This is a genomic window from Herbaspirillum sp. C9C3 (assembly GCF_013359625.1).
In the GTDB taxonomy this organism is placed as follows: domain Bacteria; phylum Pseudomonadota; class Gammaproteobacteria; order Burkholderiales; family Burkholderiaceae_D; genus Herbaspirillum.
The window spans coordinates 227705-251136 of sequence record NZ_JABFMQ010000003.1 but is presented as its reverse complement, the minus strand read 5'-3'; the positions used below and the strand labels follow the sequence as shown (position 1 = coordinate 251136).

General features: G+C 63.5%; 23 protein-coding genes. 10 read left to right on the top strand and 13 right to left on the bottom strand.

The window, feature by feature from the left end:
* Nucleotides 1-267 precede the first annotated feature (267 nt).
* Complete coding sequence (locus HNO82_RS05130) at nucleotides 268-1371, bottom strand: GGDEF domain-containing protein (RefSeq protein WP_237713618.1); 1104 nt, start codon at nucleotides 1369-1371, stop codon at nucleotides 268-270.
* Nucleotides 1372-1906: 535 nt separating this feature from the next.
* Here HNO82_RS05130 and HNO82_RS05125 point away from each other — a divergent pair.
* Nucleotides 1907-2317 (top strand): VOC family protein, encoded by a 411-nt coding sequence (locus HNO82_RS05125; RefSeq protein WP_008334403.1) that lies wholly within the window; start codon nucleotides 1907-1909, stop codon nucleotides 2315-2317.
* 152 nt (nucleotides 2318-2469) lie between these two features.
* Here the strand turns inward: HNO82_RS05125 and HNO82_RS05120 are convergent, their stop codons facing one another.
* The 3 genes from HNO82_RS05120 to HNO82_RS05110 all read right to left on the bottom strand — a co-directional run bounded on the left by HNO82_RS05120 (nucleotide 2470) and on the right by HNO82_RS05110 (nucleotide 4655).
* Nucleotides 2470-2829, bottom strand: coding sequence for a 5-carboxymethyl-2-hydroxymuconate Delta-isomerase (locus tag HNO82_RS05120; protein WP_008334406.1), 360 nt, complete (start codon nucleotides 2827-2829; stop codon nucleotides 2470-2472).
* 111 nt (nucleotides 2830-2940) lie between these two features.
* Complete coding sequence (locus HNO82_RS05115; protein ID WP_175342960.1) at nucleotides 2941-3918, bottom strand: threo-3-hydroxy-L-aspartate ammonia-lyase; 978 nt, start codon at nucleotides 3916-3918, stop codon at nucleotides 2941-2943.
* Between the two features lie 74 nt (nucleotides 3919-3992).
* Nucleotides 3993-4655 carry a helix-turn-helix transcriptional regulator gene (locus HNO82_RS05110; RefSeq protein WP_175342959.1) on the bottom strand — a complete coding sequence of 221 codons (663 nt, stop codon included), beginning with the start codon at nucleotides 4653-4655 and terminating at the stop codon, nucleotides 3993-3995.
* Nucleotides 4656-4809: 154 nt separating this feature from the next.
* On the opposite strand from HNO82_RS05110, the gene gcvA reads away from it, so the two are divergent.
* From gcvA to HNO82_RS05095, 3 genes are all read left to right on the top strand, one after another.
* Nucleotides 4810-5712, top strand: a complete 903-nt coding sequence (gene gcvA, locus HNO82_RS05105) for a transcriptional regulator GcvA (RefSeq protein WP_034351598.1) — start codon at nucleotides 4810-4812, stop codon at nucleotides 5710-5712.
* 100 nt (nucleotides 5713-5812) lie between these two features.
* Nucleotides 5813-6649 (top strand): EamA family transporter, encoded by an 837-nt coding sequence (locus HNO82_RS05100; protein ID WP_175342958.1) that lies wholly within the window; start codon nucleotides 5813-5815, stop codon nucleotides 6647-6649.
* A gap of 60 nt (nucleotides 6650-6709) precedes the next feature.
* Nucleotides 6710-7471 carry a glucose 1-dehydrogenase gene (locus HNO82_RS05095; protein ID WP_008334416.1) on the top strand — a complete coding sequence of 254 codons (762 nt, stop codon included), beginning with the start codon at nucleotides 6710-6712 and terminating at the stop codon, nucleotides 7469-7471.
* 97 nt (nucleotides 7472-7568) lie between these two features.
* On the opposite strand, the gene HNO82_RS05090 is transcribed toward HNO82_RS05095, so the two are convergent.
* From HNO82_RS05090 to HNO82_RS05055, 8 genes are all read right to left on the bottom strand, one after another.
* On the bottom strand, nucleotides 7569-8645 hold the full coding sequence (locus tag HNO82_RS05090; RefSeq protein WP_175342957.1) for a saccharopine dehydrogenase family protein: 1077 nt from the start codon (nucleotides 8643-8645) through the stop codon (nucleotides 7569-7571).
* Between the two features lie 165 nt (nucleotides 8646-8810).
* Nucleotides 8811-9275, bottom strand: coding sequence for an Lrp/AsnC family transcriptional regulator (locus tag HNO82_RS05085; RefSeq protein WP_008334419.1), 465 nt, complete (start codon nucleotides 9273-9275; stop codon nucleotides 8811-8813).
* A 114-nt stretch (nucleotides 9276-9389) separates the two neighbouring features.
* Entirely contained in the window at nucleotides 9390-10640 is a 1251-nt protein-coding gene (locus HNO82_RS05080) for a phospholipase D-like domain-containing protein (RefSeq protein ID WP_175342956.1), read from the bottom strand.
* A gap of 31 nt (nucleotides 10641-10671) precedes the next feature.
* Nucleotides 10672-11316, bottom strand: coding sequence for a MotA/TolQ/ExbB proton channel family protein (locus tag HNO82_RS05075; RefSeq protein WP_008334421.1), 645 nt, complete (start codon nucleotides 11314-11316; stop codon nucleotides 10672-10674).
* A 66-nt stretch (nucleotides 11317-11382) separates the two neighbouring features.
* Nucleotides 11383-13818 (bottom strand): TonB-dependent receptor, encoded by a 2436-nt coding sequence (locus HNO82_RS05070; RefSeq protein WP_175342955.1) that lies wholly within the window; start codon nucleotides 13816-13818, stop codon nucleotides 11383-11385.
* A 76-nt stretch (nucleotides 13819-13894) separates the two neighbouring features.
* A complete protein-coding gene (locus HNO82_RS05065; protein ID WP_175342954.1) occupies nucleotides 13895-14605 on the bottom strand; it encodes an energy transducer TonB in 711 nt (236 codons plus the stop codon).
* A complete protein-coding gene (locus HNO82_RS05060; RefSeq protein ID WP_175342953.1) occupies nucleotides 14605-15012 on the bottom strand; it encodes an ExbD/TolR family protein in 408 nt (135 codons plus the stop codon). Before HNO82_RS05060 ends, HNO82_RS05065 begins: the two co-directional genes overlap by 1 nt.
* A 195-nt stretch (nucleotides 15013-15207) precedes the next feature.
* Complete coding sequence (locus HNO82_RS05055; protein WP_249776935.1) at nucleotides 15208-15804, bottom strand: hypothetical protein; 597 nt, start codon at nucleotides 15802-15804, stop codon at nucleotides 15208-15210.
* 256 nt (nucleotides 15805-16060) lie between these two features.
* On the opposite strand from HNO82_RS05055, the gene HNO82_RS05050 reads away from it, so the two are divergent.
* Together HNO82_RS05050 and HNO82_RS05045 are read left to right on the top strand one after the other, a co-directional pair.
* Entirely contained in the window at nucleotides 16061-16417 is a 357-nt protein-coding gene (locus HNO82_RS05050; RefSeq protein ID WP_008334438.1) for a MarR family transcriptional regulator, read from the top strand.
* A 123-nt stretch (nucleotides 16418-16540) separates the two neighbouring features.
* On the top strand, nucleotides 16541-17311 hold the full coding sequence (locus tag HNO82_RS05045; RefSeq protein ID WP_175342952.1) for a CDP-diacylglycerol diphosphatase: 771 nt from the start codon (nucleotides 16541-16543) through the stop codon (nucleotides 17309-17311).
* A 9-nt stretch (nucleotides 17312-17320) separates the two neighbouring features.
* On the opposite strand, the gene HNO82_RS05040 is transcribed toward HNO82_RS05045, so the two are convergent.
* Entirely contained in the window at nucleotides 17321-18211 is an 891-nt protein-coding gene (locus tag HNO82_RS05040) for a LysR family transcriptional regulator (RefSeq protein ID WP_175342951.1), read from the bottom strand.
* A 143-nt stretch (nucleotides 18212-18354) separates the two neighbouring features.
* On the opposite strand from HNO82_RS05040, the gene HNO82_RS05035 reads away from it, so the two are divergent.
* The 4 genes from HNO82_RS05035 (at nucleotide 18355) to HNO82_RS05020 (ending at nucleotide 23430) form a co-directional block, all read left to right on the top strand.
* Entirely contained in the window at nucleotides 18355-19101 is a 747-nt protein-coding gene (locus HNO82_RS05035; protein WP_175342950.1) for an SDR family oxidoreductase, read from the top strand.
* 216 nt (nucleotides 19102-19317) lie between these two features.
* Entirely contained in the window at nucleotides 19318-20574 is a 1257-nt protein-coding gene (locus HNO82_RS05030; protein WP_008334449.1) for an Hsp70 family protein, read from the top strand.
* A gap of 142 nt (nucleotides 20575-20716) precedes the next feature.
* Entirely contained in the window at nucleotides 20717-21565 is an 849-nt protein-coding gene (locus HNO82_RS05025) for a MurR/RpiR family transcriptional regulator (protein ID WP_175342949.1), read from the top strand.
* Nucleotides 21566-21981: 416 nt separating this feature from the next.
* Nucleotides 21982-23430, top strand: coding sequence for an MFS transporter (locus tag HNO82_RS05020; protein WP_175342948.1), 1449 nt, complete (start codon nucleotides 21982-21984; stop codon nucleotides 23428-23430).
* The last annotated feature ends 2 nt before the right edge of the window (nucleotides 23431-23432 follow it).

Here is a 23432-nt window from a genome sequence, read left to right as displayed (position 1 = left end):
CGTCCGGAGCGACACCGCCATCGTGCCGTCGTATGACCCGGACCAGCTGCTCAAGCTGGGGATGATGAGTGCGCTCGTCGTCGGGGATGGAGACAAGGAGGTCCATGTCGATGAGATGGGGGCATCGCCGTGCTGATCTCATCGCTGTCCAATAGCGGCGCTGCCTGAGGGCACATCAAGCAAAAACGCCGCTGCATGTGCAGCGGCGCTTGTCTCCATGCAGCAAGGGAAGCGCCCTGGGCTTACCCCTCCCCGCAAGGCCATCGATCACGCATTGCGCGGATTACGCCCATGCTTGCGCTGATACATCGCCTGGTCAGCCGCATGCAGCAAGGCGCTGAAGTCGCACATCTCCGACGGCGTCACCGTGGCTGCGCCGAGGCTGATTTCGATATCCGTATGCGGCCACCTCACGCGTGCCACCGCCTGCCTGATGCGTTCGGATACCTGCAATGCGCCGGTCTCGTCGGTATCCGGCAGGATCAGCGAGAACTCATCGCCACCGTAGCGCGCCAGGAAATCGCTGGCACGCAGCGGCGAGCGCAACACACGAGCAAGCTGCACCAACAGCGCATCACCGGCGGGGTGACCATAGGTATCGTTGTATTGCTTGAAGTAATCCACGTCCACCATCAGCATGGTCAAGGGGCGGGCGTTGCGCAGATGGCGCGTCCACTCCTCGCGCAGGCGTGAATCAAAACTGCGGCGATTGCCGATGCCGGTCAGGGCGTCGGTCAGCGTCTGCTGCTCCAGCTTCTGCATGGCGCGATGGCTGTCGATCTGCGCTTCGAGCTGGCGTGCCAGCTTCTGGAAAGCTTCGCGTTGCGCCGGAGTCAGCGTGCGCGGTGCGCGGTCCATCACGCACAGCGTACCCAGGAGATCGCCATTGCCCGATACCAGCGGCACGCCCGCATAAAATCGCACCGCCGGATTGCCGCGGGCCAATGCACTGGTGGCAAAGCGCAGATCGCCGGCCAGGTCACTGACCTCGGTAACCTGGCCCGGCGTACGCGCGGCCAGTTCACACAGCGAGAAGTCGACGGCATGACGCAGTACACCGGTCTGACCGGGGAAGCGCCACCATTGGTTGCGAGCATCACCGCGGCCATTGTTGACCGAGAGGTAAGGATGCTGCAGACCGATATCGGCGTGCAGCTGGCTGAACATGCCCATGGGGGTGCCGCAGACGCTGGAGGCCAGCGAGATGAAGTCGGACAGGGCCGGTTCCAGCCAGGCATCGGCATCGCTGTCGGTATGCGCCAGCTCGATGCGCTGGGCAGGGTCTTGCGGGTTCGCGTGATGCGTAGCCTGGGACCGCTTGAAAATGGAGCGTTCGGGAGTGTACTGAGCGTGCAAGTCTCGAATGTTCATGGCGCGATACTCGTGAGGGTTGTGGTGCGTTATGTTCGGTCACCGTCTGCGCAGCGCTATGCAGTGGGGGACGGTGCGGCAAGTCAGTGTGCAAGTGGAAATATTTTTCTTTTTTCTTCACCGCACACCATGTTGCCCTGCGACATCAAGGTAGCAGATCAAGTTCGGAAGTAAACCGCTTGGGAACATCCGCTTACAATTTATACGCGTTCCTAGTGCAAACGATGCTATTCCGATCACATACAGACAGCTTGGCTGATCATGCTGACAATTGACGTTTTATTAGTCTCTTGCCGACGGTAAGTCAGGATAGTTTCTTCGCAGGCAAATGAACATCGGACAGCACCACTTTCGCGTGTCAGCGGATTCTTATATTGCTCTGCAATATTTCATGCAAAGGACGACAGAAAGGCGTCGCCGGACAGCGACACAACAGCGTCGCCACAGGGAGACGATTAATGCTTGCCAAGTGCCATGGTCGTAAATAAACTCTGCCGTTCCTTGTTTGATCCGATCAACGTTTTTGAAAGCAGAGATGTCGACCCAGCCCAAAGCAGGCGCAGTCCTGTTCGCCAAAGATGTAGCCCGCCTCGCCGCGTTTTATGCGCAGGTGCTGGCGGTGGTTCCCAAGCAGGCCCAGGCCGAGAAGGTAGTGATCGAGGCCGAGGATTTCCTGTTGGTGATTCATGCGATTCCACAAGCCACGGCAGCCAAGGTGGAGATTTGTTCACCACCGGTGCTGCGCGAGAACGTGCCGGTGAAGCTCTTCCTTCCCGTGCGTTCACTTGCCCACACGCGCCTGTCTGCCGAGCAGCTCGGCGGTGGCATGAAGCCCGCCGCGGCTGAATGGAACGGACCGGATTTCCGGGCCTGCGATGGCTTCGATCCGGAAGGCAACGTAGTGCAGTTCCGCGAGGTCCTGCGCGAAACGGCGCTGGCGTCCTGAACGCCTGATGCACCGGGGGAGAAGGCTGCGCGGCATCACAAGAACAGCATCGCGCAGCGTCCTTCACCCGAAAAAAAGCCGCCCGGTTTTGCACCGCGCGGCTTTTCGTTTTGGGGTGTCCGCTGCCAGGGCAGCAGGGTCACGCCATCGGCTTATTGCAGGGCGACCTTGAAATAGGTCTCGCGCTGCATGTCGACCACTTCCACGGTGATCTGCACCTGGAGATCCTTGGGCCAGCTCTGGTCCTTCTGGATCGCCGCACCCAGCAGGTCCGACACCGTCTTCTTTTCTTCCAGCGTGCGGCCGGTCAGGATGGCCAGGCGCAGTGCGACGAAGGCACGCTTGGCCTCGGCAGCGGTACCGACCAGGTAATTGTCCAGGCGCACGGCACGCGCCTTGATGGCGTTCTCTTCAAAGTGGCCGCTGGCCACCAGTGCCTGGTTGAGCTTGAGCAGGGTGGGCTGCACATCGAGCGCGAGATTGCCGGTGTATTCCAGAACGAGATGGGGCATGGTGTTTCCAGTCCTTGTGATTGAATGGTGGGAGCAAAGTCAATGATGAGGCTCAACACTGTAAGTCAAAATGACCCCGCGCGAGATTGGGGTCACTGATGCGGCCAATCATCAGGACAAATACCCCGACAACTTGCCCAGGTCGATGTTGCCCCCGCTGATGATCACGCCCACGCGCTTGCCCCGCAGCTGGTCCTTCAGCTTGCGGGCCGCGGCAAAGCCCAGGCAGCCGGTCGGTTCCACCACCATCTTCATGCGTTCGGCAAAGAAGCGCAGGCCCGACACCAGCTCGGCGTCGCTGACCGTATGGATGTCGTCCACCAGCTCGCGGATGACCTCGAAGGTGTACTTGCCCAGGTGCTGCGTCTGGGCGCCATCGGCAATGGTCTTGGGGGTATCGATGTGCACGATCTGGCCTGCGCGCAGCGATTGCTGGCCATCGTTGCCCGCTTCCGGCTCGACGCCATAAATCTTGCAGTCGGGCGACAGCGCCCGCGCCGCCAGTGCAGCGCCCGAGAGCAGGCCGCCGCCGCCCAGGCAGACGAAGAGCGCATCCAGCGGGCCGGTTTCCTGCAGCAGTTCCAGCGTGGCCGTTCCCTGACCGGCCATCACGTGCGGATGGTCGTAGGGCGGGATCAGCGTCATCTTGCGTTCGGCCGCCAGGCGCGCACCGATGGCTTCGCGGTCCTCGGTATAGCGGTCATACATCACGACCTCCGCGCCGTAACCGCGCGTGGCGGCCACCTTCGCCGCAGGCGCGTCCTGGGGCATGACGATCACTGCCGGAATACCCAGCAGCTGCGCCGCCAGCGCCGTCCCCTGGGCATGGTTGCCGGAAGAGAAGGTGATCACGCCATGCTTGCGCTGCTCGCTGTCGAATTGTGAAAGCGCATTCATGGCGCCACGGAACTTGAAGGCGCCCATGCGCTGGAAGTTCTCGCACTTGAAGAACAGTTGTGCGCCTACCTCCGCATCGGCCGTGCGCGAGCGCAGCACGGGCGTCTTGTGGGCCCAGGGCTTGATGCGTTCGGCAGCCAGCAGGACGTCGGCAAAGCTGGGCAATTCGGTGGAACTGGAGAGGGGAATCATGAGGTTTCCTTCAAGTGGGATGGAAAGATGAGGACCTTGAGCATGGCAAGCGATGAAGGCGCGGATCGCAGCCCTCACTCCTTCTCGTCGTTGTAGACCGTCGCGCGCGACACCCCCAGGTGCGCGGCCACGATCTCGGCCGAGCGCCGCACATCCATGCAGCCGGACTGCCGCAACTCACGCATGAGCTGGCGGCGGTCCTCGGCCTTGAGACTACGCGGGGTGGTCGACATTCGGGCGGCAAAGGCATCAATGCGACTGCGCAGGGCATCGGCACCTGCCGGCTCCAGCGTCTCGGCCACGCGGACCGCGTTGTCGATACCGCCGAACTGGCGCAGCATGCCTTGCAGTGCGCCGAACAGGGTCAGATCAATGTTCATGCAGAGGGCCGCGACGTATTTGCCGTCCGCATCCTTGATGCCGATCGAGGTGCTCTTGGCCTGGCGTCCGTCGGGCAGGGTGTTGGCGTAATTGGTCAGGACCTGCGGATAACTCTCGTCGGCGATGCGTGCCAGTCCCAGTTCGGTGGTGGCATCTCCTACCTCGCGGCCGGACAGGTTGTTGTGCAGGGCGACGATGGAGTGATCCGCGTCACGCAGGTCGTGCAGCACCACTTCGCAGAACGGTGCGAAGGTCTCACCCAGGCCCTTGGCCACCTGCTGCAATTGCGAAAGCAGCAGGGCATGGTCGGGACGGTCAGGTTTCTTTTTGCGGGAGCGGGAGGTCATGCGATACATATTATCTAAAATTAGACGGTATGTATAGCCGCGATGTTGCGCTGCATTCTCGTCCGCTTGCGAGGGGCTTTCCGGACTGCAAGACGGTGCCTGTTGCTATCATGAGCTCTTGTTCATGACTGTTGTTTCCAGCCGTCCATCCCTGAGCGCACCCATGAGAGACCTTCCCCCCACGGCCACCCTGCGGGCCTTTGAAGTCGCCACCCGCCATCCCAGTTTCACCTCCGCCTCGGAAGAGCTGCATGTCACGCAGAGTGCGGTCAGCCACCAGCTGCGCCACCTCGAAGCGCTGTGGGGCATGCCGCTGTTCCAGCGCGGCAAGTCCAACACGCTGACCCCGGCCGGGGCCGCGCTGGCGCCGGTGGTGCGCGAGTTCTTCGCCCGCCTTGAAGCCACCCTGGCCGAGCTGCGCGCACAGGAAGGGCGGCAGCCGCTGAAGGTCAGTACCACCTATTCCTTTGCGCTCAAATGGTTGCTGCCCCGGCTGCCCGCGCTGGCACAGGCCCATCCCGAGCTGCTGGTGACGTTGGAGACCACGGATACGGCCATCCACTTCACGCCGTCCGAACCGGATGTGGCGATCCGCTTCGGTCCCGGCCACTATCCCAGCCTGTTTTCCGAATTCCTGTTCCGTGAGCAGGTGTTCCCGGTGGCCAGCCCGGCCCTGCTGGCGCGCCTGGGCATGCCGCGCAAGCCGGCCGACCTGCGCCGCTATCCCTTGCTCACGCGCGCCGGGGCCGACATGGTGCCGAAATGGGACCTGTGGTTCCAGCAAGCCGGGGTAAGCGTTTCGGCCTTGCGGGAAAGCGTGCGCCTGGCCGATACCAACATGACGCTCGAGGCGGCGCTGCTGGGCCAGGGCGTGGCCCTGGCCCGCAGCGGCCATGTCGAGCAGGAACTGGCCAATGGCAGCCTGGTGCGGCTGTTCGAGCTGGCCTTGCCTTCCCCGCTGGCCTATTACTTTGTCTGCCCCAAGGGCGTGGAGACGCAGCCGCACGTGGCCAGTTTCCGTGCCTGGCTGCTGGCGCAGTCACAGGTCGCCGGTGCGCGCTACTGAGATGCGGGGTCACCGCATCGTCACCAGGCATGAGGATTTGCTCATGACGGGATGAGGAGACTTCGCTTCTGTCCGGCGGCGCTCCTGCTTACCATGGCGCATGCCCTTGCCTGTCGTCCTGCTCATCCTCCTTGCCGCCGTCCTGCATGCCAGCTGGAATGCGCTGCTGCGCAACGGCACCGATCGCCTCTGGTCGATGACCGTGATGTGCCTGGCCGTAGCCGTGGCCAGCCTGGCCACCGCGCCGTGGCTGCCCGTACCGTTGCCGGCCAGCTGGCCGTATGGAGTGCTCTCGGCCCTGCTGCACGTGGGCTACAACCTGTTCCTGGTGCGTAGTTACCGCAGCGGTGAGCTGGGCCAGACCTATCCGATCGCGCGTGGAAGCTCGCCCCTGCTGGTCACGCTGGGCGCGGCCCTGCTCGCCGGCGAGACGCCGGGACCGCAGGCGCTGCTGGGCATCGGGCTGGTATCGGGCGGCATCATCGCCCTGGCATTCCGGGGCCGCAGGGTGGCACTGCCCGGCCTGCGCTATGCCCTGGGGACCGGCTGCTTCATCGCGGCCTACAGCGTGGTGGATGGCCTGGGTGTGCGGCTCGCGGGCAACCCCATGGCCTATACCGCATGGATGTGCGCGGGATGGGGCTTGCTGATGCCCGCCGTCTTCATGGCCTGGCGCGGCCCCCGTGCATTGTGGCAGCCACCTGCATCGGCGGCGACCTTTGCCACCGCCTTCGCAGGCGGTCTGGTGTCGCTGCTGGCCTATGGCATCGTCATCCAGGCCATGGCGCTGGCGCCCATGGGCGCAGTCTCGGCGCTGCGCGAAACCAGCGTCTTGTTTGCCGCCATCATCGGCCGGCTGTTCCTGGGCGAGACGCTGAGCTGGCCACGGGTACTGGCCTGTGCCGCCATTGCAGCAGGGACGGTACTGATCGGTTAACCCGGTGGCTGTTCCCGCCGCTGCTCCCCTGCCGTTTTGCTCACTCCAAGGAGATCCGTCATGACTCATGCGTCATCGAAGCCCGTCATCCTCATCACCGGCGGCAGCCGCGGCATGGGAGCCGCCACCGCGCGGCTGGCCGCCGAACGCGGCTACGACGTGGCCTTCAGCTATCTGCGCGATGCGCCAGCGGCCGATTCGGTGGCGGCCGATATCGCGCAGCGCGGCGCGCGGGCGCTGGCGCTGCGGGCCGACAGTGCCGACCCGGACCAGGTGGCGCAGCTCTTTGCTGCCATCGATGCGCGCTTCGGCCGCATCGATGTGCTGGTCAACAATGCAGCCATGCTGGAGCGCCAGTCACGCATGGAAGACCTGGGTTTCGCGCGCATGCAGCGCATCTTCGCGGTCAATGCCATCGGTCCCATGCTGTGCGCGCAGCAGGCGGTCAGGCGCATGGCCTATCGGCACCAGGGCAGGGGCGGGGTGGTGATCAACGTGTCGTCGGCCTCGGCCCGCCTGGGCAGTCCCAACGAGTATGTCGACTACGCCGCCTCGAAGGGCGCACTGGAAACCTTCACCACGGGACTGGCCAAGGAAGTCGCCCGCGAAGGGATCCGCGTCAACTGCGTGCGGCCCGGCCACATCTACACCGACATGCACGCCAGCGGTGGCGAACCGGACCGGGTCAACCGGGTCAGGGAATCCATCCCCATGGGGCGGGGCGGACAGCCCGAGGAAGTGGCGCGCGCCATTCTCTGGCTGGCCAGCGAGGAAGCTTCCTTCAGTACGGGGACTTTTCTGGACGTGACCGGAGGCAAGTGAGGCCGGCCTCAGGCTTCAGCATCAACAAGCGCAGGGCCACGGCCCTGGTCCCTGTGCGGCAATTCATCCTGTCCGCAGGCTGGCGTGCAGCGTCCGTTCAGGCATACACCGCGCCGAAGCGGTTGCCGAGCAGCTCCGGCAAGCTGATCTGTTCCTGGCGGATGAAACCGCGCGCTGGCAGTCGACCTGTACGGAACAGGTCCAGCGCCGCGCAGACACCGGCAGCCGTGCTGGACTGGATGGCGCTCTCGCGCCGGCCCTCGCGCTCCTGCGCGAAGATCTTGCGGGTGAAGACTTCCTGCATCAGCTTGCCTTCCCGCAAGCCGCTGACGGTAATGAACACCAGCACCACATCCTGCAAGGTCGCCGGCACGCTCTTGCGCAGGATGTCCTTGAGCAAGCCCGGATCATGCCGCAGCCCGAGATCGCCCAGCAGGAATTTCATGCGCTGCTGATGGCCGGGGTAGCGCACCGACTTGTAGTCGAGATTGCGCACCTTGCCGGCTAGCGTCTCACACAGGCTGCCCAGGCCGCCCGAGGTATTGAAGGCTTCGTACTCCACCCCTTCCAGCGAAAAGTGTTCGAGGTCGGCCAGGGGATCGACCATGACCCGCTCGCCGTCGCGCAAGGCTTCGCAGGGATGGCAGTACTCGTTGATGAGACCGTCCACGCTCCAGGTCAGGTTGTATTTCAATTCATTGGTCGGATACTGCGGCAGCGCACCGACGCGCATCTTGATTTCGTCCACCTCATCGAAACCTGCCGCGAGATGATGCGCGGCAATCCCGATGAAGCCCGGTGCCAGACCACATTGCGGCATGAAGGCGCAGGGCGCATCGGCGGCCAGGGCGGCGATGGCACGCGTGGCCTGTACGTCTTCAGTCAGATCAAAGTAGTGGGTGCCGGTCTGGCGCGCGACCGTGGCCACGCTCGTGGCCATGTGATAGGGCAGGGCATTGATGACCACGTCGGCGCGTTGCAGCAGTGCCGCCAAGGCCAGCGGGTCGGACGAGTCGAGCACGGCCTTTTCGGCATGCACGCCCGCGATGGCCTGCATGGCCGCCGCATCGCGGTCAGCGATGGTGACCTGGTAGTCGCGGCCTTCGCCGCACTCAGCCAGCAGGCGGGCGATGGTCTGGCCGATGTGGCCGCAGCCGAGGAGGACGGTACGCATGAGGGACTCCCGAATGAAGATGGATACGATGATTCATTCTAGGTAGCCGCCGTGACGGAAACCATTGCCAGATCGTCAGAAAGTAGCGCAGATTTCGTCACTTTGCAGTGCAGTTTCGTCATTATGTAGCGACGCCAATGCAATCCGGCGAAATCGACGTGCTTTTCAGCGCGTCCTGGCCGCGTCCCCCCGATCAATCTTGCGGGCCAGCACCACCGAGGTAGTGGTCTTGAGCACGCCTTCCATCTCGCCGATCTGGTCCAGGATCTTGTCCAGCTGTTCGGGCGTATTGACGCGCAGCCAGGCCACGTAATCATATTCGCCGCTGACCGCGCAGAGCTGGTGGACTTCCGGGATGCGGCCGAAGCGGCGAATCACGTCGCGTCCGGCGCGCGGCTGCACGGTTACGCCCACGTAGGCTTGCAGGCTGGCATCGACGACCTCGCGTCCGAGCTTGAGGGTATAGCCGCCGATGATGCCGGTCTGCTCCAGCCGCTCGATACGGGCTACTACGGTAGTGCGCGCGACTCCCAGGCGCCGTGCAATCTCGGCCACCGGTTCACGGGCATTGAGCTGGAGGATGGAAAGGAGTTGACGGTCGATGTCGTCGAGTTGGTCCAGCCTGGTCATCCCGGTTCTCCTGGTCGATGCTACACAATGACGAAACAACGCTACATTTCGTCAGTGTAGACCAGCAGGCAGGGGGCCACAGGCATCAGCCTCAAATGCCGGTTCCGGATCGAATCATTGCGAGGCGGGTTTGCCCTTGGCCGGCCTGGGATAGACCTTCAGCACATCGATGGCTTGTGCATAGGACGAACTCCAGGTCTGCTCGTGCAGGGCCGCCACGCGCTGCGCCATGGCGGCATCGTGCAGCACCACTTCGAGATTGCGCGAGTTGTCCAGGTAGCCACCGGCCCAGTTGCTGGTGCCGATCCAGGCGATCTTGCCATCGATGCTCATGGCCTTGGTATGGATCACCCGTGCGAAGGGAATGAAACCGCTCTTGGCCTGTGGCAGCGTGACGATGCGGATTTCCACGTTGGGCAGCAGCGCCAGGCTCTGCAGATAGCGGATGGCCGGTGCCTCGGTGTTCCAGTTGGAGACCATCAGCTTGATCTTTACGCCTCGGGTGGCCGCGGCGCGCAGGGCATCATCGATCACGGCGTAATAGGGCCGGGTGTGATTGGGTCCGTAGGACAGCGGGGCGTAGTCCAGCAACTGCACGCGTATCTCCTGTTGTGCCTGACCGATCAGACGCACCAGTTCACTTTGCGAATCCCCCACGCCGGGCGGATTGTAGGCGTTCGGACTGGCCACCAGATAGTTTCCGCGTGCCACATCGGCCGCGACTACGCTGTGGTTGGTCATCACCGGGGTCTGCCCGGCGGCGATGGCGGCCTGTGCCGCCCAGTCGATCTCGAAGATCGCCTGTACCTGCGCCGCCACGGTCGGGTCGGTGATCTTCAGTCCGGTCTCGTGGATGTGCGAGAACGAACGCCAGTCGAAGTTCTGGCTACCCACGTAAGCAGTGCGACCATCAACCACGAAATACTTGGCGTGGATGATGCCGTTGCCGGTCATGCGGGAATAGTCGAGCTGGCGCAATTCCAGGTTCGGGATGCGCTTGAGCTTCTCGATGGTGGCCGGGACCGAGGCGAACTCGCCCTTCTTTTCCATCAGGAAGCGGATCTTCACGCCGCGCCGCCCGGCCGCCTCCAGGTGCGCCATGATGTCGTCGAGCGCTTCCCCATCCTGCCCCGCCACGTAGAACTGGCCAAAGACGATCTCGCGCTGTGCGCTATCGAACATTTCCTTCCACACCAGCGCTGCATCGCGCAGGTCCGGCGTGGCCAGCGTGGTCTCGCGAGGGACCGTGTGCACCAGTTCGAAGCCGGGGATGGCGAATTCGGCGTGGACCGGGCAGACGAGCGAGAGGGCCAGCCCGAAGGCGGCTGCGAAGCGAAGCAGTAGACGGCGTGGCGCGAGTTTCATGGTGTCGGAGAAGGTGATGTCAGCGTTGCGCTCAGGCGATATGCAGCTTGCCCTGCGGTTGCGGGCTGTGCTGGGGTTGCGGGTCCAGACGGCCGACGCAGGCGCGCAGCATCAGCACCTTGAGATGATCGTTGATGCGCTCGATGCGTTCCTGGAACAGATTGAAGAAGAACATGCCGACCACGGCGATGCCGATGCCCAGGGCCGTCGCATAGAGCGCAGTACCGATGCCCTGCGACACCTGGCCAGGATCGGAGACGCCCGACACGGCCAGCGCCTTGAAGGTATCGATGATGCCCAGGATGGTGCCCAGGAGGCCCAGCAGGGGCGCAGCAGTCACGATGGTATCGAGGATCCACAGGCGCTGCTGCACTTCGCCGCGCTTGGCGATATAGACCGACTCGCTGAAATCTTCCAGGTCTTTCTCGGTGTGCAGATGGTGCTTTTCGGCCAGGATGTCCGAGACCAGCGCCAGCGGCAGGCTGGGACGGGTGGTCAGTTCGGGCGGCAGCTCTTGCAGGTGCTGCACCGCATGGGTCATGGCGCGTTCCAGTCCGGTGGCCTGGCGCATGGTGTAAGCGAAGAACAGACCGCGTTCGACGATGACGAAGATGGCCAGTGCCGCGCAGGCATACATCAGATAGAAAGCCAGTTCGTGGAGTAGTTGCATGTTCATGCTTGCCTCTCTTGCGTTGATGGGCGGCCCGTGCTGCTGGTGCGGGCCGCCCGGTTCAGACCGCGATCAGAAATCCGCAGTCAGGGTGATGGTGAAGGTGCGCGGGGCACCGATGTAGAGCGAAGGGGCGGTGCCGGCAATGCCGTTGACCGCCACGGCATTGGTGGTGAACTGGCTGCCGCTGCCGCCATTGAGGTTGAGGTACTGCTTGTCGAAGAGGTTGTAGAGGTTCAGCCGCACGGTCGGCTTCTTCAACCAGGTGGTGGATGCGAAGGTCATGCCGGCACCGGCGTTGAACAGGGTGTAGCCCCCCAGGGTGTCGTCGTTGACCAGCGTGGTGTAGCGGCGGCCGGTGTACTTGGCCTGACCGAACACATACCAGCCATCCTGCTGGTATTGCAGCGACAGGCCCGAGAGCCAGTTCGGCGTATCCGGGAATTGCTTGCCCGAGGTCGGCAGGTACTGGGTCGCGCTGTTGCGCAGGTCCTGCTTCATCTTGCTCTTGATGTAGGACAGCGAGCCGTACATCGACAGGTTGCGCGTGAAGGCATAGCCGCTTTCCAGTTCCAGACCGTGCGAGCTGGCGTCGCCCACGTTGTAGTCGGTCTTGTTGGCGGTGTCCGGGTTGTAGGCGCTGGCGATGCGGTTGTGATAATCGATGTAGAACAGCGAGCCCGAGGCCATCCACTTCTCGGTGTTGTAGCGATAGCCGAGGTCGTAGTTCCAGGAGGTTTCCTTGTCCACCGGCACCTCGCGCTGGGTGGCGCCGACCAGTTGACCGTTGACGATGGTGCCGCCCGAGAGCAGGCCGAAGTAGGAGAAGTTGCCCGGGGCCTTGAAGTTCTTGGCGGCGTTGAAGAACACCGACTGCTTCTCATCGAGCTGGAAGCGTACGCCCAGGCTGGGCAGGAAGTCGGCGTAGTTCTTCTTGACCTTGTAGAAGGCGGCGCTGGAATAGCTGTTGGTCCCGCTGGTGGAGCCGGTGCTGGGGTAGTTGGTGAAGTCCCGGTCGATGGAGGAATAGCGGCCACCGACTTGCACGTTGAGCTTGTCGTTCATCATGCTGATGCTGTCCTGCAGGAAGATCGACTGGGCCGTGCTGACGGTCATGGTGTCGCGGTACTGGAGCAGGGAGCCATCGGCATTGCGCAGCCACAGGTCGGAGCTGTCCTGCCACAGATCGGCGATGTTGCCGTTGTTGTCCACGCGGCTGAAGGGGCCGGTCTGCTGGTGGCGCGCGCGTTCGACCCAATAGCCGGCCAGGATGTGATGGTTGTCCAGCTGCTGGTTGAACTTGAAGGTCACGCCCGGACGGTAGGTACGGGTGCGGCTGCCTTCGTAGGCATAGACGGTATCGAGACGGTCGCCATCGCCGTTGACGTCGGCGACGCCACCACCGAGCTGGCTGGCACCGGCCACGCCGCCTTCACGCACGGTCTGCAACTGGTTGCCACCGGTGCCGAAGCCGTACCAGAAGTAGGGATCGATATCGAGGCTGGCGGTCGGGCTCAGCTGGAAGTGCGCATTGACGGTGCCCAGCCAGTTCTCGAAGGGATTGAGGTTGTAGGCGTAGTAGCCATTGCCGGCGATGTTGGCGGCCACGTTGGGCGCATAGGTCGTATCGTTCTGCGCGGTACCGGCCACGGCCGGCTGGTGCTGCGGCACGGTGCTGCCGTAATCGGCATTGCTGCCGAACTGGGCGATCTGGGCCTTGGTCAGCGAGCGGTAGTTGTTGTTGAGCTGGCGGTTGTAGAGCAGGTTGGCATTGATGAAGCTGCCCTGGCCCAGATTGAAGCTGGTGCCAATGTCGACGTGATCCTTGATGGCACCGCCCGGTCCCTTGAACTTGTCGGCCGTGGTCTTGGAGTACGAGATGAAGAACTTGAACTTGTCATCGAACAGCTTGCCCGAATCGAAGCGCACATAGCGCTTCCAGAGGCTGTTGGAACCGAAGGCATTGGTCACGCGGATGCGCTGCTGGTCTTCCGGCGCGCAGAAGGTCATGCCGATGTTGCCGCCGGTGGCGCCCACGTGGGGGGCTTCGGTATCGGTCGACCCCTGGGTCACGAAGACGTTGCACAGGTTGTCAGGCTCCGTGTACTCCTGCGGATAGACTGCGAAGTTGCCGGAGTCGTTGACCGGCGCGCCGTTGATGGTGAAGCCCAACTGGTCGCTGTTGAAGCCGCGCACGCGGATGTTGCCGCCGAACAGGCCCGTGCCGTCGTTGTCATAGGTGTTCACACCCGGCAGCAGGTTGATCATCTGGTAGGGCGTACCGGTGGGCGATTGCTTCTCGATGTAATCACGGTTGACCGAGCTGCGCGCCTTGGGCGAATCCTCGGCCTGGATCAGGCCGGTCGCAGCAGCGGTGCCGGCACTGGCGCTGCCGCCTCCCTGTACGGTCACGGTCCCTACATCGGTCGTGGTCTGGGCGCAGGCCGGTGCGCCCGCCATGAAGATCCCGGATATCAGCAAGGACAGCCGGGTAAGTTTGCATTGCATGTCGTGTTCCCCTGGGTTTGTTGGACTACATGTTGAAATCGTTGCGCCCGGCTACCGCCCCTTTCTGCAGGGCAGCTCAGACGGGAATGAATTCCAGATCGGCAGTGAATCGGTGCGTGCTCTCGCCCTGGTAGCTGTCTTGCGGGAAGGGGGCAAAGGTGGCGCGGTGGATGGTCTTGCGGGCCGCGTCATCGAGCAGCATGGAGTTCGAGGAACTCTCGATGCCGCTGTCGACCACGCTGCCATCGCGCTTCAGGACGAACCACACGCGCACCTTGCCTTGCGGCCGCAGGGTGCTGGCCTCGCGGCCGGTCGGATAACGCTTGATGCTGTTGAGATGCGCACGCAGCAGGCCGACGTAGGTCTGTTCGATCCTGGCGGTATCGACCGGCGGCGGCGCCGGTGGTGTCACCGCAGCGGCCTGCACCGGGGGGGTAGCCGGGGCGCTGGCGGCCGGCAGGATGGGCGCTTCCGACGACGGTGGCGCCGGATCCACCGGCGCCGGTGCTTGCCTGACCGGGGCCGGCTTGGACACGGGCTTGGGCGCTTCCTGTTTCCTGGGTGGTTCCACGGGTTTGGGCGGCGGCTCCACTTGCGGCTTGGGTTGCGGCGGTGTGGGCGGTGGTGGCAATTCGGTCAGCGAGATCTGCACCGGCTGCGGATCTTCCTTGCGCTTGAGTTCACTGGCCTTCTGCACCCCGGCCAGGATGAGCACGGCCAGCACCAGCAGCGACGGCAGCGTGGCCAATGGCTCACGGAAGCGGAAGAGGACGGGAACGTTCATCATCATGGCCTGCGGGTGGCAATCGAGATGGAATCGAAACCGCCCTTCTTGAGCGTATCCATCACGTCGACCAGGCGCTGCACTTCCACGCCCCGGTCGCTGTTGATGATGAGGTTGAGTTTTTCGCCTTCGCCGCGCAGCTTGTCCAGGCGGGCGGTGAGCGCGTCCAGGTTGGTGTTCTCGCCATCGACCTGGATCACATCATCCTTGGCGATGGTGATGACGGCCTTGGTCTGCGGTTTCAGGTCCTGGGCGGTAGACGAGCTGGGCAGCCGGGTCTTCAGTCCCAGTGCCGGAATCACGTTCAGGCTGATCAGCACGAAGAAGACCAGCAGGAACATCATCACGTCGATCATCGGAATGATCTCGACACGGGCCTTCCGTTTTTTGGGTTCGTCCCAACTGCGCATGCCACACTCCTCGAAGCTTCGTTATACGATTTGTAGCGCTATAGTTTTTATAGCGATGCGCAGCGTAGCGAGGAAATGTGTCGTGCGTATTACACCATGCAGGTTTGCGTTAAGCGGTGTGAAGGAATGTTGACCGTCCACCGCCTGCATGAAGATGTCGCCGACGCCTGCCGGCGACAGCGGTGGAAGTCGTGATCAGCGGCGTGGCAACGGCCTGCGCGGCAGCAGCGACAGCAGCAGCTTGCACAGGTAGACCACGATCAGTGAGCCGGAGAGGTCGCCCATGGACATGACCACCAGGCCGCTCCAGAAATCCGGATAGACCCCGCGCAGGACGAACCAGATCAGCTGGAACAGCGGATTGGAGAGTGCATACAGCAGGATGCAGGCCATCAGCCGGGTGGTATTGAGGTTGACCAGATTGCGGCCCAGGTCCAGGCCGGAGAGGGTGAGCCGGTAGGCCAGGTAGGGGGCAGCGGCGGAGATCAGGCAGTAGCCTGCCGCCGTGACCAGGTCGTGCGGGAACAGCTGGTAGGTCGCCGCCGTGGCCAGCGAGCCCACCAGCAGGCCCACGCAGCCGGCCTCGGCAAAGAGCAGCGTGCAGATCAGGCGTACCCCGGCAGGCAGGTAGATCCAGGCAATGCCCTCGGTGAACTGGGTGCGCCGGAACAGCCATTCATTGATCGAATAGAACAGGAAATAGCACAGCGCCGTACCGGCAATGGCGGCCAGGTGGGTGCGCAGGGCAGGGCGGAGGTCGGAGGAGGCTTGCATGACGGGAGGGGGAGACATGCGCAACGGCGCGTATGTTACCCATTAAGCTGGCCGGCTGCACCTCCACAATTTTCGACAGTGTGGCGTGCCAGCCGCGCAAATGGTCGCGCAAACGGTCGCAGTGGACGAGTTGGCGCCGGTCAAGACCTTAAAGATTGCACTTTCAGGCAGGGCCGGCGTATGATTCGCTATCAATTCTGGAACGATGTGGCAGGCAAATGGGACCCCGCCAGTCGTACCGCACTTGCAATACAACAACCAACACCATCGTCACATGGGTAAAAACAAGCGGCCGGCGGACATCTACCTGCGATTTCTGCAACTGGCCGAAGCACTCCGGGGATTGCCGTCACTGGCCACGCTGGATCCGCTCGAAGACCGGATCCTGGCTTTCATCGCCCGTGCCGGGCAGGAGCAGCAACGGCTGTCGGTACGCGACCTGATGGCGCAAAGTGAATTGGGCTCGCCGGCGATGCTGCATACGCGCCTGAAATCGATGCGCGAGAAGGGCTGGATCGTGCTGGCCGATACCGAAGACCCGCGCCGCAAGCAGGTCGAACTGAGCCAGGCCGCCTGGCTGCATTTCGACAAGCTCTCCAAGTGCCTGGTGCAGGCCACCCGCGACAAGTGATCGTCCGGCACCGCTGTCATCCTCCGGAAACACCGGGCCGCTAAGCTCACGCTCTGGCTGCAGCGTCCACTGTCCACTGTCCACTGTCCTGAGGTCGCGCAGCGTCTTGCCCGGATGATGTCGATGCGACCGTTTTCCCGTTCTCCTTCCTGCTTCTCTTCCCTCTTTTCGCTCTGCCTGCTGCTGGCGGGCGGGACCATGCCGGTCACACCGGCCCTGGCCGCCGACCCGAACAAGCTGTGGGAAATCACCAGCCAGCAATGCGTGCCCGGCATGCAGGCCAGTGGCCAGCCGCAGCCTTGCGTGCTGGTTGACCTGGCGCGGGGCTTCGTGGTGCTCAAGGATCTGGTCGGACCCGCGCAGTACCTGCTCATGCCGACCCGTCGCCTCACCGGCATCGAAAGCCCGGAACTGCTGGCACCGGATGCGCCCCGCTACTGGGCCTATGCGTGGGAGCAGCGCGCTCGTGTGGCGCAGGCGCTGGGACGCTCCTTGAGCGACGAGCAGCTGGGGGTGGAAGTCAATTCGGCCGCGGCACGTTCGCAGTTGCACCTGCATCTGCACATCGACTGCATGCGTCGTGACGTGGCCGCCAGCCTGGCCGACCATCGCGATGATCCCCTGCAGCACTGGCAGCCATGGTTCTTCGAGGGCCATCGCTATTGGGTGATGCGGCTGCCCGCCGATGCCCTGGTCCGGCACGATCCCTTCAGGCTGGCCGCTGAACGCAGCACCTATGCGGCGGCCAACATGGCCGCGCAGTCCTTGCTGCTGACCGGTGCACGTTTTGCCGATGGCAGCAATGGCTTCTTCCTGGTCAACATGGCGGTCAATTTCGACCAGCAGGAGCCGGGCAGCGCCGAAGTACTGATGGATCACGACTGCCGCTGGTAAGCCCCGGTCTCAGTGGGCGAATTCGCGCACCAGGGCATCGAACACCAGCCGCAGGCGCGGTGGCACCGGTCCGCGTTGTGGACGGTAGAGATACATGTCCCAGGGGTCGGGCTCGTGGTCGGCCATGACCGGCACCAGGCGACCGGCGGCGATGTCGTCCTCGCACAGAAAGCCGGCGATCTGGCCGATGGCCACGCCACTTCTCACCAGCAGATATTCCCCCTCCGAGTCATCGCAGAGGAAGCGTGCATGATCGGCCATCCACTGGTTCTCCTGCTGGAACAGCCAGGGCCAGGGCCGACCCGTGCCGCGATCCAGCATGGCCGTGCAGGGCAGGTTGCGCAGGGCGTCGGCATCGGTCGGTATGCCGTGGCGCCGCAGGAAGCGCGGCGTGGCCACCACGTGGAAACGCACCTTGCCCAGGCGGCGTACCACGAAGCGATTGTCCGGCACCGTACCGATGCGGATGCCGATGTCGATCTTCTCCCCCACCACATCGGCGCGCTGGTCGGTCAGGCGCAGGTCGAAGCGCAAGCCCGGATGCGCCCGTGCCAGTCGTTCGACGAGCGGTAGCAGGCGGTTGCGTCCCAAGGCCGAGGGCGCAGCCAGGCGCACCAGTCCGCTCATCTCGTCCGTCGGGCTGCCGTTGTCCGTGTCGAACAGGCCATCCAATTCGCGCAAGCTGAGGCGGGCGCGTTCGGCCAGGGCCTCGCCGAAGCTGGTGATGCGTACCTGGCGGGTATTGCGATGGAACAGCATCTCACCCTGCAGACGTTCCAGTTCCTGAATGGCTCGCGTGACGGCCTGCGGCGAAATGCCCAGCCGGATGGCCGCCTCCTTGAAGCTGCCGGTATCGGCAGCGGCGCAGAAGATGCGCAGCATCTCCAGTCGGTTGAGCATGATGATTCCTGAAAATGGAATTCTGTAATCTTAACATTTCCATTGTTTGGCATATTCGTGCCACCCATAATCCTTCCATCGACAAGCAGCAACGACAAGCAGCAACGACAAGCCAACCCGTCAATACCGGAAAGGAATTCATCATGAGCAACAACATCAAGGACAAGGTCGTCGTCATCACCGGAGCCAGCAGCGGCCTGGGCGAAACCACCGCACGTCATCTCGCTTCGCTGGGCGCCAGGCTGGTACTGGGTGCACGCCGCACCGAGCGGCTCGAAAAACTGGTGGCCGACATCACCGCCGCCGGTGGCCAGGCCATCGCCGTCACCACCGACGTCTCCCGTCGTGACGACGTCGAGGCGCTGGTCGCCAAGGGAGAGCAGCACTTCGGTCGCATCGACGTGCTGATCAACAATGCCGGCATCATGCCGCTGGCGCCGATGGCCAGGCTCAAGGTCGAGGAGTGGGACCGCATGATCGACGTCAACGTCAAGGGCCTGCTCTATGGTGTGGCCGCTGCGCTGCCGCGCTTTGCCGCGCAGGGCAACGGTCATTTCATCAACGTATCGTCGGTGGCCGGCATCAAGGTCTTCGCCGGCATGGGCACGGTCTACAGCGCCACCAAGTTCGCGGTACGCGCCCTGACCGAAGGCCTGCGTGCTGAAGCACCGGACGGTGTGCGCACCACCATCATCTCCCCGGGGGCGGTGGATTCCGAATTGAAGACCCACAGCAGCGACAAGGAGACCTCGGAAGCCCTGCTGGCCTGGTATGAGGCCAACCAGATCCCGGCCGATTCGGTGGCACGTGCGATCGCCTATGCCATTGAACAACCGGCCAATGTGGATATCAGCGAAGTGGTGCTGCGTCCGGTGGCCCAGGAATTCTAAGTTTTCCACAAGCGATCTTCTTCGCGCCTTACGACGGCGCCGGTGGGCAGTGATGCCTTCCGGCGCCGTTTTTCGTGGGCTTGTTATCCTGCCATTGCCGTATCGGCAATGATTTCGCGGCGGCATGTTGTTTGCTTCAAACGCTGCAATGCGCGCGTGCAGACAAGCACGGTGCTTTTCTATATGATTGCCGGCCCAAAAAAGAAGGAGTGATCGATGGCGAACGCGTGCGGTGTGGATTTCGGCACCTCCAATTCCACGGTGGGCTGGCTGCGTCCGGATGCCGGGGATTCTCTGCTGCTGCCGCTGGAAGACGGCAAGCCCACGCTGCCTTCGGTCGTGTTCTTCAATGCCGACGAGAACAGTTTCAGCTATGGTCGTGCCGGGCTGGGCGAATACCTGGCCGGTTACGAAGGCCGTCTGATGCGCTCACTGAAGAGCCTGCTGGGCTCCGGCGCCATCGATGGCCAGACCGAAGTGGGCGGGCGCGCGCTGCCCTATCGGGGGCTGCTCTCGCAGTTCATCGGTGAGCTCAAGCAGCGCGCCGAGCGTACCGCCGGGACCGCCTTTTCCCAGGTGGTGCTGGGGCGCCCGGTGCACTTCGTCGATGAGGATGCTGCCGCCGACCAGCTGGCCCAGGATACGCTGGAGCAGATTGCGCGCGATGTCGGTTTCAAGGACATCGCCTTCCAGTTCGAACCCATCGCGGCCGCCTTTGATTACGAATCGCGCATCGACCGGGAAGAGCTGGTGCTCATCGTCGACATCGGCGGCGGTACCTCCGACTTTTCGCTGGTGCGCCTGTCGCCCCGGCGCGCCGCGCGCAGCGAGCGGCGCGACGATATCCTGGCCAATGGCGGCGTGCACATCGGGGGCACCGACTTCGACAAGTACTTCAGCCTGGCCTGCGTGATGCCGCTGCTGGGCCTGGGCGGGCGCCTGCTGGGCAATGCCGAGATCCCGTCGAGCTACTATTTCAACCTGGCCACCTGGCACACCATCAACCAGCTCTACACCCGCAAGGCCTGGCAGCAACTGCAGGACGTGGCGCGTGAAGTGGTCGACCGCGAGCGTTTTGCGCGCCTGCTGGACGTGGTCGAGCAGCGTTGCGGCCACTGGCTGGCGCTGCAGGTGGAAGCGGGCAAGATTGCCCTCTCCACCGCCGACCAGACCCTGCTGGAGCTGGATCGCCTGCGCCAGCCCGAGCAGTTGCCGATCTTGCGCAGCGACTTCAACGGAGCCGTCGATCACCTGGTGCAATCGGTCGAGCAGACCGTACTGGCACTGCTGCAGCAGGCCGGTTTGCGCGCCGACGATATCGACAGTGTCTTCTTCACCGGTGGTTCCAGCGGGGTGCGCCTGCTGCGCGAACGCATCGGTGCGCTCGCCCCGCAGGCGCGTCATGTGGAAGGCGATCTGTTCGGCAGCATCGGCAGCGGCCTGGCCATCGACGCCGCGCGCAAGTTCGGCTGAAGCCGCAGCGCGGTCCTGCTGCTATACAATGCGGCGACCCGGTCCGGATCGCGTGGGTTTGGGGCGATATGAAGCAAATCGTCACAGACGGCATCGCCTGGGCCTGCATTGAACCGCATCGCGGATTGATCCCCGTACCGACATGAAACCTTCTGCCGAATCCTTCGTGCGCCGCGTGCGCAGCAAACTCGACGAGCTCTCCAGTACCGAGCGCCAGCTGGCAGACTTCCTGCTGGAGTTTCCGGGCGAGCTGGCCAGCTATGCCGGCAACGAACTGGCGCAACTGGCCGGTGTCTCGCCCTCGACCGTGAGCCGCTTCATCCGCCGCGTCGGTTACGACAGCTACGAGGAGGCGCGGCGCCACGTGCGCGAGGAACAGGAAACCGGCTCCCCGCTGTTCCACGCCAGCAGCCCCGCTGCCGCGCGCCAGGTGCGTTCGGTGGCGGCGCACTTCCAGCAATCCCGGCACAATCTGGCAGCGACCTTCGAGCGTCTCTCGGATGCGACCCTGGCCGAGATCGCCCGTGCCATCGTCGCCGCGCCGCAAGTGCTCATCTTCGGCAGCCGCAGCAGCCAGGCCTTTGCGCTCTATCTGCGCTGGCAGATCATCCAGGTCTTGCCGCGCGTGACCTGCCTGCCGGGGCCGGGCGAGACGCTGGGGGAATACACCGCCGGTTTGTCCGAGCGCGATTGCGTGATCGTCTTCGGCACCCGCCGCCAGACCGGGCAGATGCAGCGCCTCCTGGAGGCGGCCACGCGCGCCGGTGCTGATCTGCTCTACATCAGCGACCAGGCGTCGGCCGACTATGCCCCGGCGACCTGGTCGTTGCAGGCGCATTGCCGTGGCCCCGGTTCTCTGGACAACCACGTTGGCGTGATGGCCCTGTGCGATCTGCTGGCCACCCTGGTGATCGAGGCCAGCGGTGCCGCCGGGCGCAAGCGGCTGGCGGCGGTGGAGCAGGAACACGAGGAACTGGGCGACTTCGATTGAATTGCCTGAATGAAATGGCGCATGTTCGCCATCGGCAAGATATTGAAATCCCGATTTCATCCCCGCCTTTATTCTGACTCCCAATTTTCATGCGTGCCGCCCCGTCGCGGTGCGCTGAGCCGGCTGACCGCCCTCTTGCGGCGCACGCCGGCGCCTCCCGGGCGACCACTTTCTTCTGAAATCCGGATTTCATCCAGTGCAGCAGTCTGGCACGAAGATTGCTGGTGCACCGCATGTCTGAAATAATAATTTCAATAAATCATATAAATTGAAATTGTTCTTTCATTCACGGGCATGCTGGACTACAGTACTTTCGCGGCCACCGAAGCAGGGCGGCGTGGTTCCACAGCCTCGCATCATCCGATGTGCACACCGAGCAGCACTCATTGGACCTTCCAACGCAAGAGGAGCAGACCATGGCTGGACCCACACTTTCGTCGCCCGACCTGCCGCACTCATCGCGCGTGGCCGAACTGGACGGCGCGCTGGACAAGATCGGGGTGACCCGTTCGCATCACACCATCATTTTCCTGATCCTGATCGGCTGTCTGTTCGACGCCTTCGAACAGAATGCCATCGGCCTGGTCGGCCCGCTGCTCAAGCAGCAGTGGGGGCTGAGCGCGACCGACATCGGCCTGCTCAATACGGTTACCTTTGCCAGCGCCGCCATCGGCCGCATCGTCTCCGGTCTGGTGGCTGACCGCTATGGCCGGCGCGTCATGCTGAGCCTGGATCTGCTGCTCTTCACGCTGGGCGCGGGCATCTGCGCGCTGGCGCCGGACCTGACGGTAATGGCCGTGGGGCGCGCCATTGTCGGCTTCGGTCTCGGGGGCGAGATCGCCATTGCGGTCACGATGCTGGCTGAATTCTGTTCCAGCAAGTTCCGTGGAACGGCAGTGGGACTGGTCAACGTGGGGGCGGGCGGCATGGGCAATTTCCTGGCGCCGGCCTTTGGTCTCTTGGTGTTCACGCTCTTTCCCGGTGAGAACAGCTGGCGCTGGCTGTTCTTCTGCCTGATGCTGCCGGCGCTGCTGGGCGCCTTTTATCGCCGCTACATCCCGGAGACGCCGCGTTTCCTGCTCTCGCGCAACCAGGTCGCGCAAGCCAATGCGGTGCTGGCACGACTGGCCAGCGGCAAGCTCTCCGGTCCGGCGCCACAGGGCCGTGAATGGATCAGCGACGATGGCCGCCACGAGCATGCGGCCTCGGTCAAGGTGCGCTCCATGGAAATCTTCCAGGGTCCGCTGGCTCGCCGCACCCTGCCGCTGTGTATCGCCATCTGGATGACCTATGGCGCGCAGATTTCGGTGCTGACCCTCATGCCGACCATCCTGGTGAGCCTGGGCTATACCATTTCCAAGAGTCTTCTGTTCACCATGGTCATGCAGAGCGGCAGCCTGCTGGGGGCGATTGCCGCCTCGGTGTTCGGTTTCCACCTGCCACGCAAGCGCGTGCTGACGGTGGGCGCCATCTGTGCTTGTCTGGCGGCGCTGGCCATCGGTTTCCTGGCCAAGAGCATCGTACTGATTCTGGCGGCCGGTGCGGTATTCCAGTTCTTCGTGCTGTTGCTCAACACCACCATCTGGATCTTCGCGCCCGAACTGTATCCGACCCGCGTACGCGCCTTCGGCACCGCCTTCATCCTTGCCACCGGCACGGCGGCCGGAGCGTTCATGCCGCTGGTGGCCGGACGCCTGTTCGATGCCTTCGGCCTGGCCGGCGTCTTCGGCATGATCGCCGTCATGTACGGCATCTTCACCGTGGCCATCCGTACCATGCCGGAGACCTATGGCAAGTCACCCGATGCACCGCTGGAAGAAGCCGCTTCGCAAGCGGTGGTGCAGGCAGCGGTGGCGCGTAGTTGATG

Coding starts and splice junctions, on each gene's coding strand:
- HNO82_RS05060 (WP_175342953.1), bottom strand. CDS start 15,012: ATGCGCAGTTGGGACGAACCCAAAAAACGGAAGGCCCGTGTCGAGATC.
- HNO82_RS05055 (WP_249776935.1), bottom strand. CDS start 15,804: ATGTCTCCCCCTCCCGTCATGCAAGCCTCCTCCGACCTCCGCCCTGCC.
- HNO82_RS05080 (WP_175342956.1), bottom strand. CDS start 10,640: ATGAAACTCGCGCCACGCCGTCTACTGCTTCGCTTCGCAGCCGCCTTC.
- HNO82_RS05070 (WP_175342955.1), bottom strand. CDS start 13,818: ATGCAATGCAAACTTACCCGGCTGTCCTTGCTGATATCCGGGATCTTC.
- HNO82_RS05095 (WP_008334416.1), top strand. CDS start 6,710: ATGACTCATGCGTCATCGAAGCCCGTCATCCTCATCACCGGCGGCAGC.
- HNO82_RS05020 (WP_175342948.1), top strand. CDS start 21,982: ATGGCTGGACCCACACTTTCGTCGCCCGACCTGCCGCACTCATCGCGC.
- HNO82_RS05030 (WP_008334449.1), top strand. CDS start 19,318: ATGGCGAACGCGTGCGGTGTGGATTTCGGCACCTCCAATTCCACGGTG.
- HNO82_RS05130 (WP_237713618.1), bottom strand. CDS start 1,371: ATGAACATTCGAGACTTGCACGCTCAGTACACTCCCGAACGCTCCATT.
- HNO82_RS05115 (WP_175342960.1), bottom strand. CDS start 3,918: ATGATTCCCCTCTCCAGTTCCACCGAATTGCCCAGCTTTGCCGACGTC.
- HNO82_RS05090 (WP_175342957.1), bottom strand. CDS start 8,645: ATGCGTACCGTCCTCCTCGGCTGCGGCCACATCGGCCAGACCATCGCC.
- HNO82_RS05045 (WP_175342952.1), top strand. CDS start 16,541: ATGCGACCGTTTTCCCGTTCTCCTTCCTGCTTCTCTTCCCTCTTTTCG.
- HNO82_RS05035 (WP_175342950.1), top strand. CDS start 18,355: ATGAGCAACAACATCAAGGACAAGGTCGTCGTCATCACCGGAGCCAGC.
- HNO82_RS05050 (WP_008334438.1), top strand. CDS start 16,061: ATGGGTAAAAACAAGCGGCCGGCGGACATCTACCTGCGATTTCTGCAA.
- HNO82_RS05110 (WP_175342959.1), bottom strand. CDS start 4,655: ATGTATCGCATGACCTCCCGCTCCCGCAAAAAGAAACCTGACCGTCCC.
- HNO82_RS05125 (WP_008334403.1), top strand. CDS start 1,907: ATGTCGACCCAGCCCAAAGCAGGCGCAGTCCTGTTCGCCAAAGATGTA.
- HNO82_RS05025 (WP_175342949.1), top strand. CDS start 20,717: ATGAAACCTTCTGCCGAATCCTTCGTGCGCCGCGTGCGCAGCAAACTC.
- HNO82_RS05065 (WP_175342954.1), bottom strand. CDS start 14,605: ATGATGAACGTTCCCGTCCTCTTCCGCTTCCGTGAGCCATTGGCCACG.
- HNO82_RS05085 (WP_008334419.1), bottom strand. CDS start 9,275: ATGACCAGGCTGGACCAACTCGACGACATCGACCGTCAACTCCTTTCC.
- HNO82_RS05040 (WP_175342951.1), bottom strand. CDS start 18,211: ATGCTCAACCGACTGGAGATGCTGCGCATCTTCTGCGCCGCTGCCGAT.
- HNO82_RS05120 (WP_008334406.1), bottom strand. CDS start 2,829: ATGCCCCATCTCGTTCTGGAATACACCGGCAATCTCGCGCTCGATGTG.
- HNO82_RS05100 (WP_175342958.1), top strand. CDS start 5,813: ATGCCCTTGCCTGTCGTCCTGCTCATCCTCCTTGCCGCCGTCCTGCAT.
- HNO82_RS05075 (WP_008334421.1), bottom strand. CDS start 11,316: ATGAACATGCAACTACTCCACGAACTGGCTTTCTATCTGATGTATGCC.
- gcvA (WP_034351598.1), top strand. CDS start 4,810: ATGAGAGACCTTCCCCCCACGGCCACCCTGCGGGCCTTTGAAGTCGCC.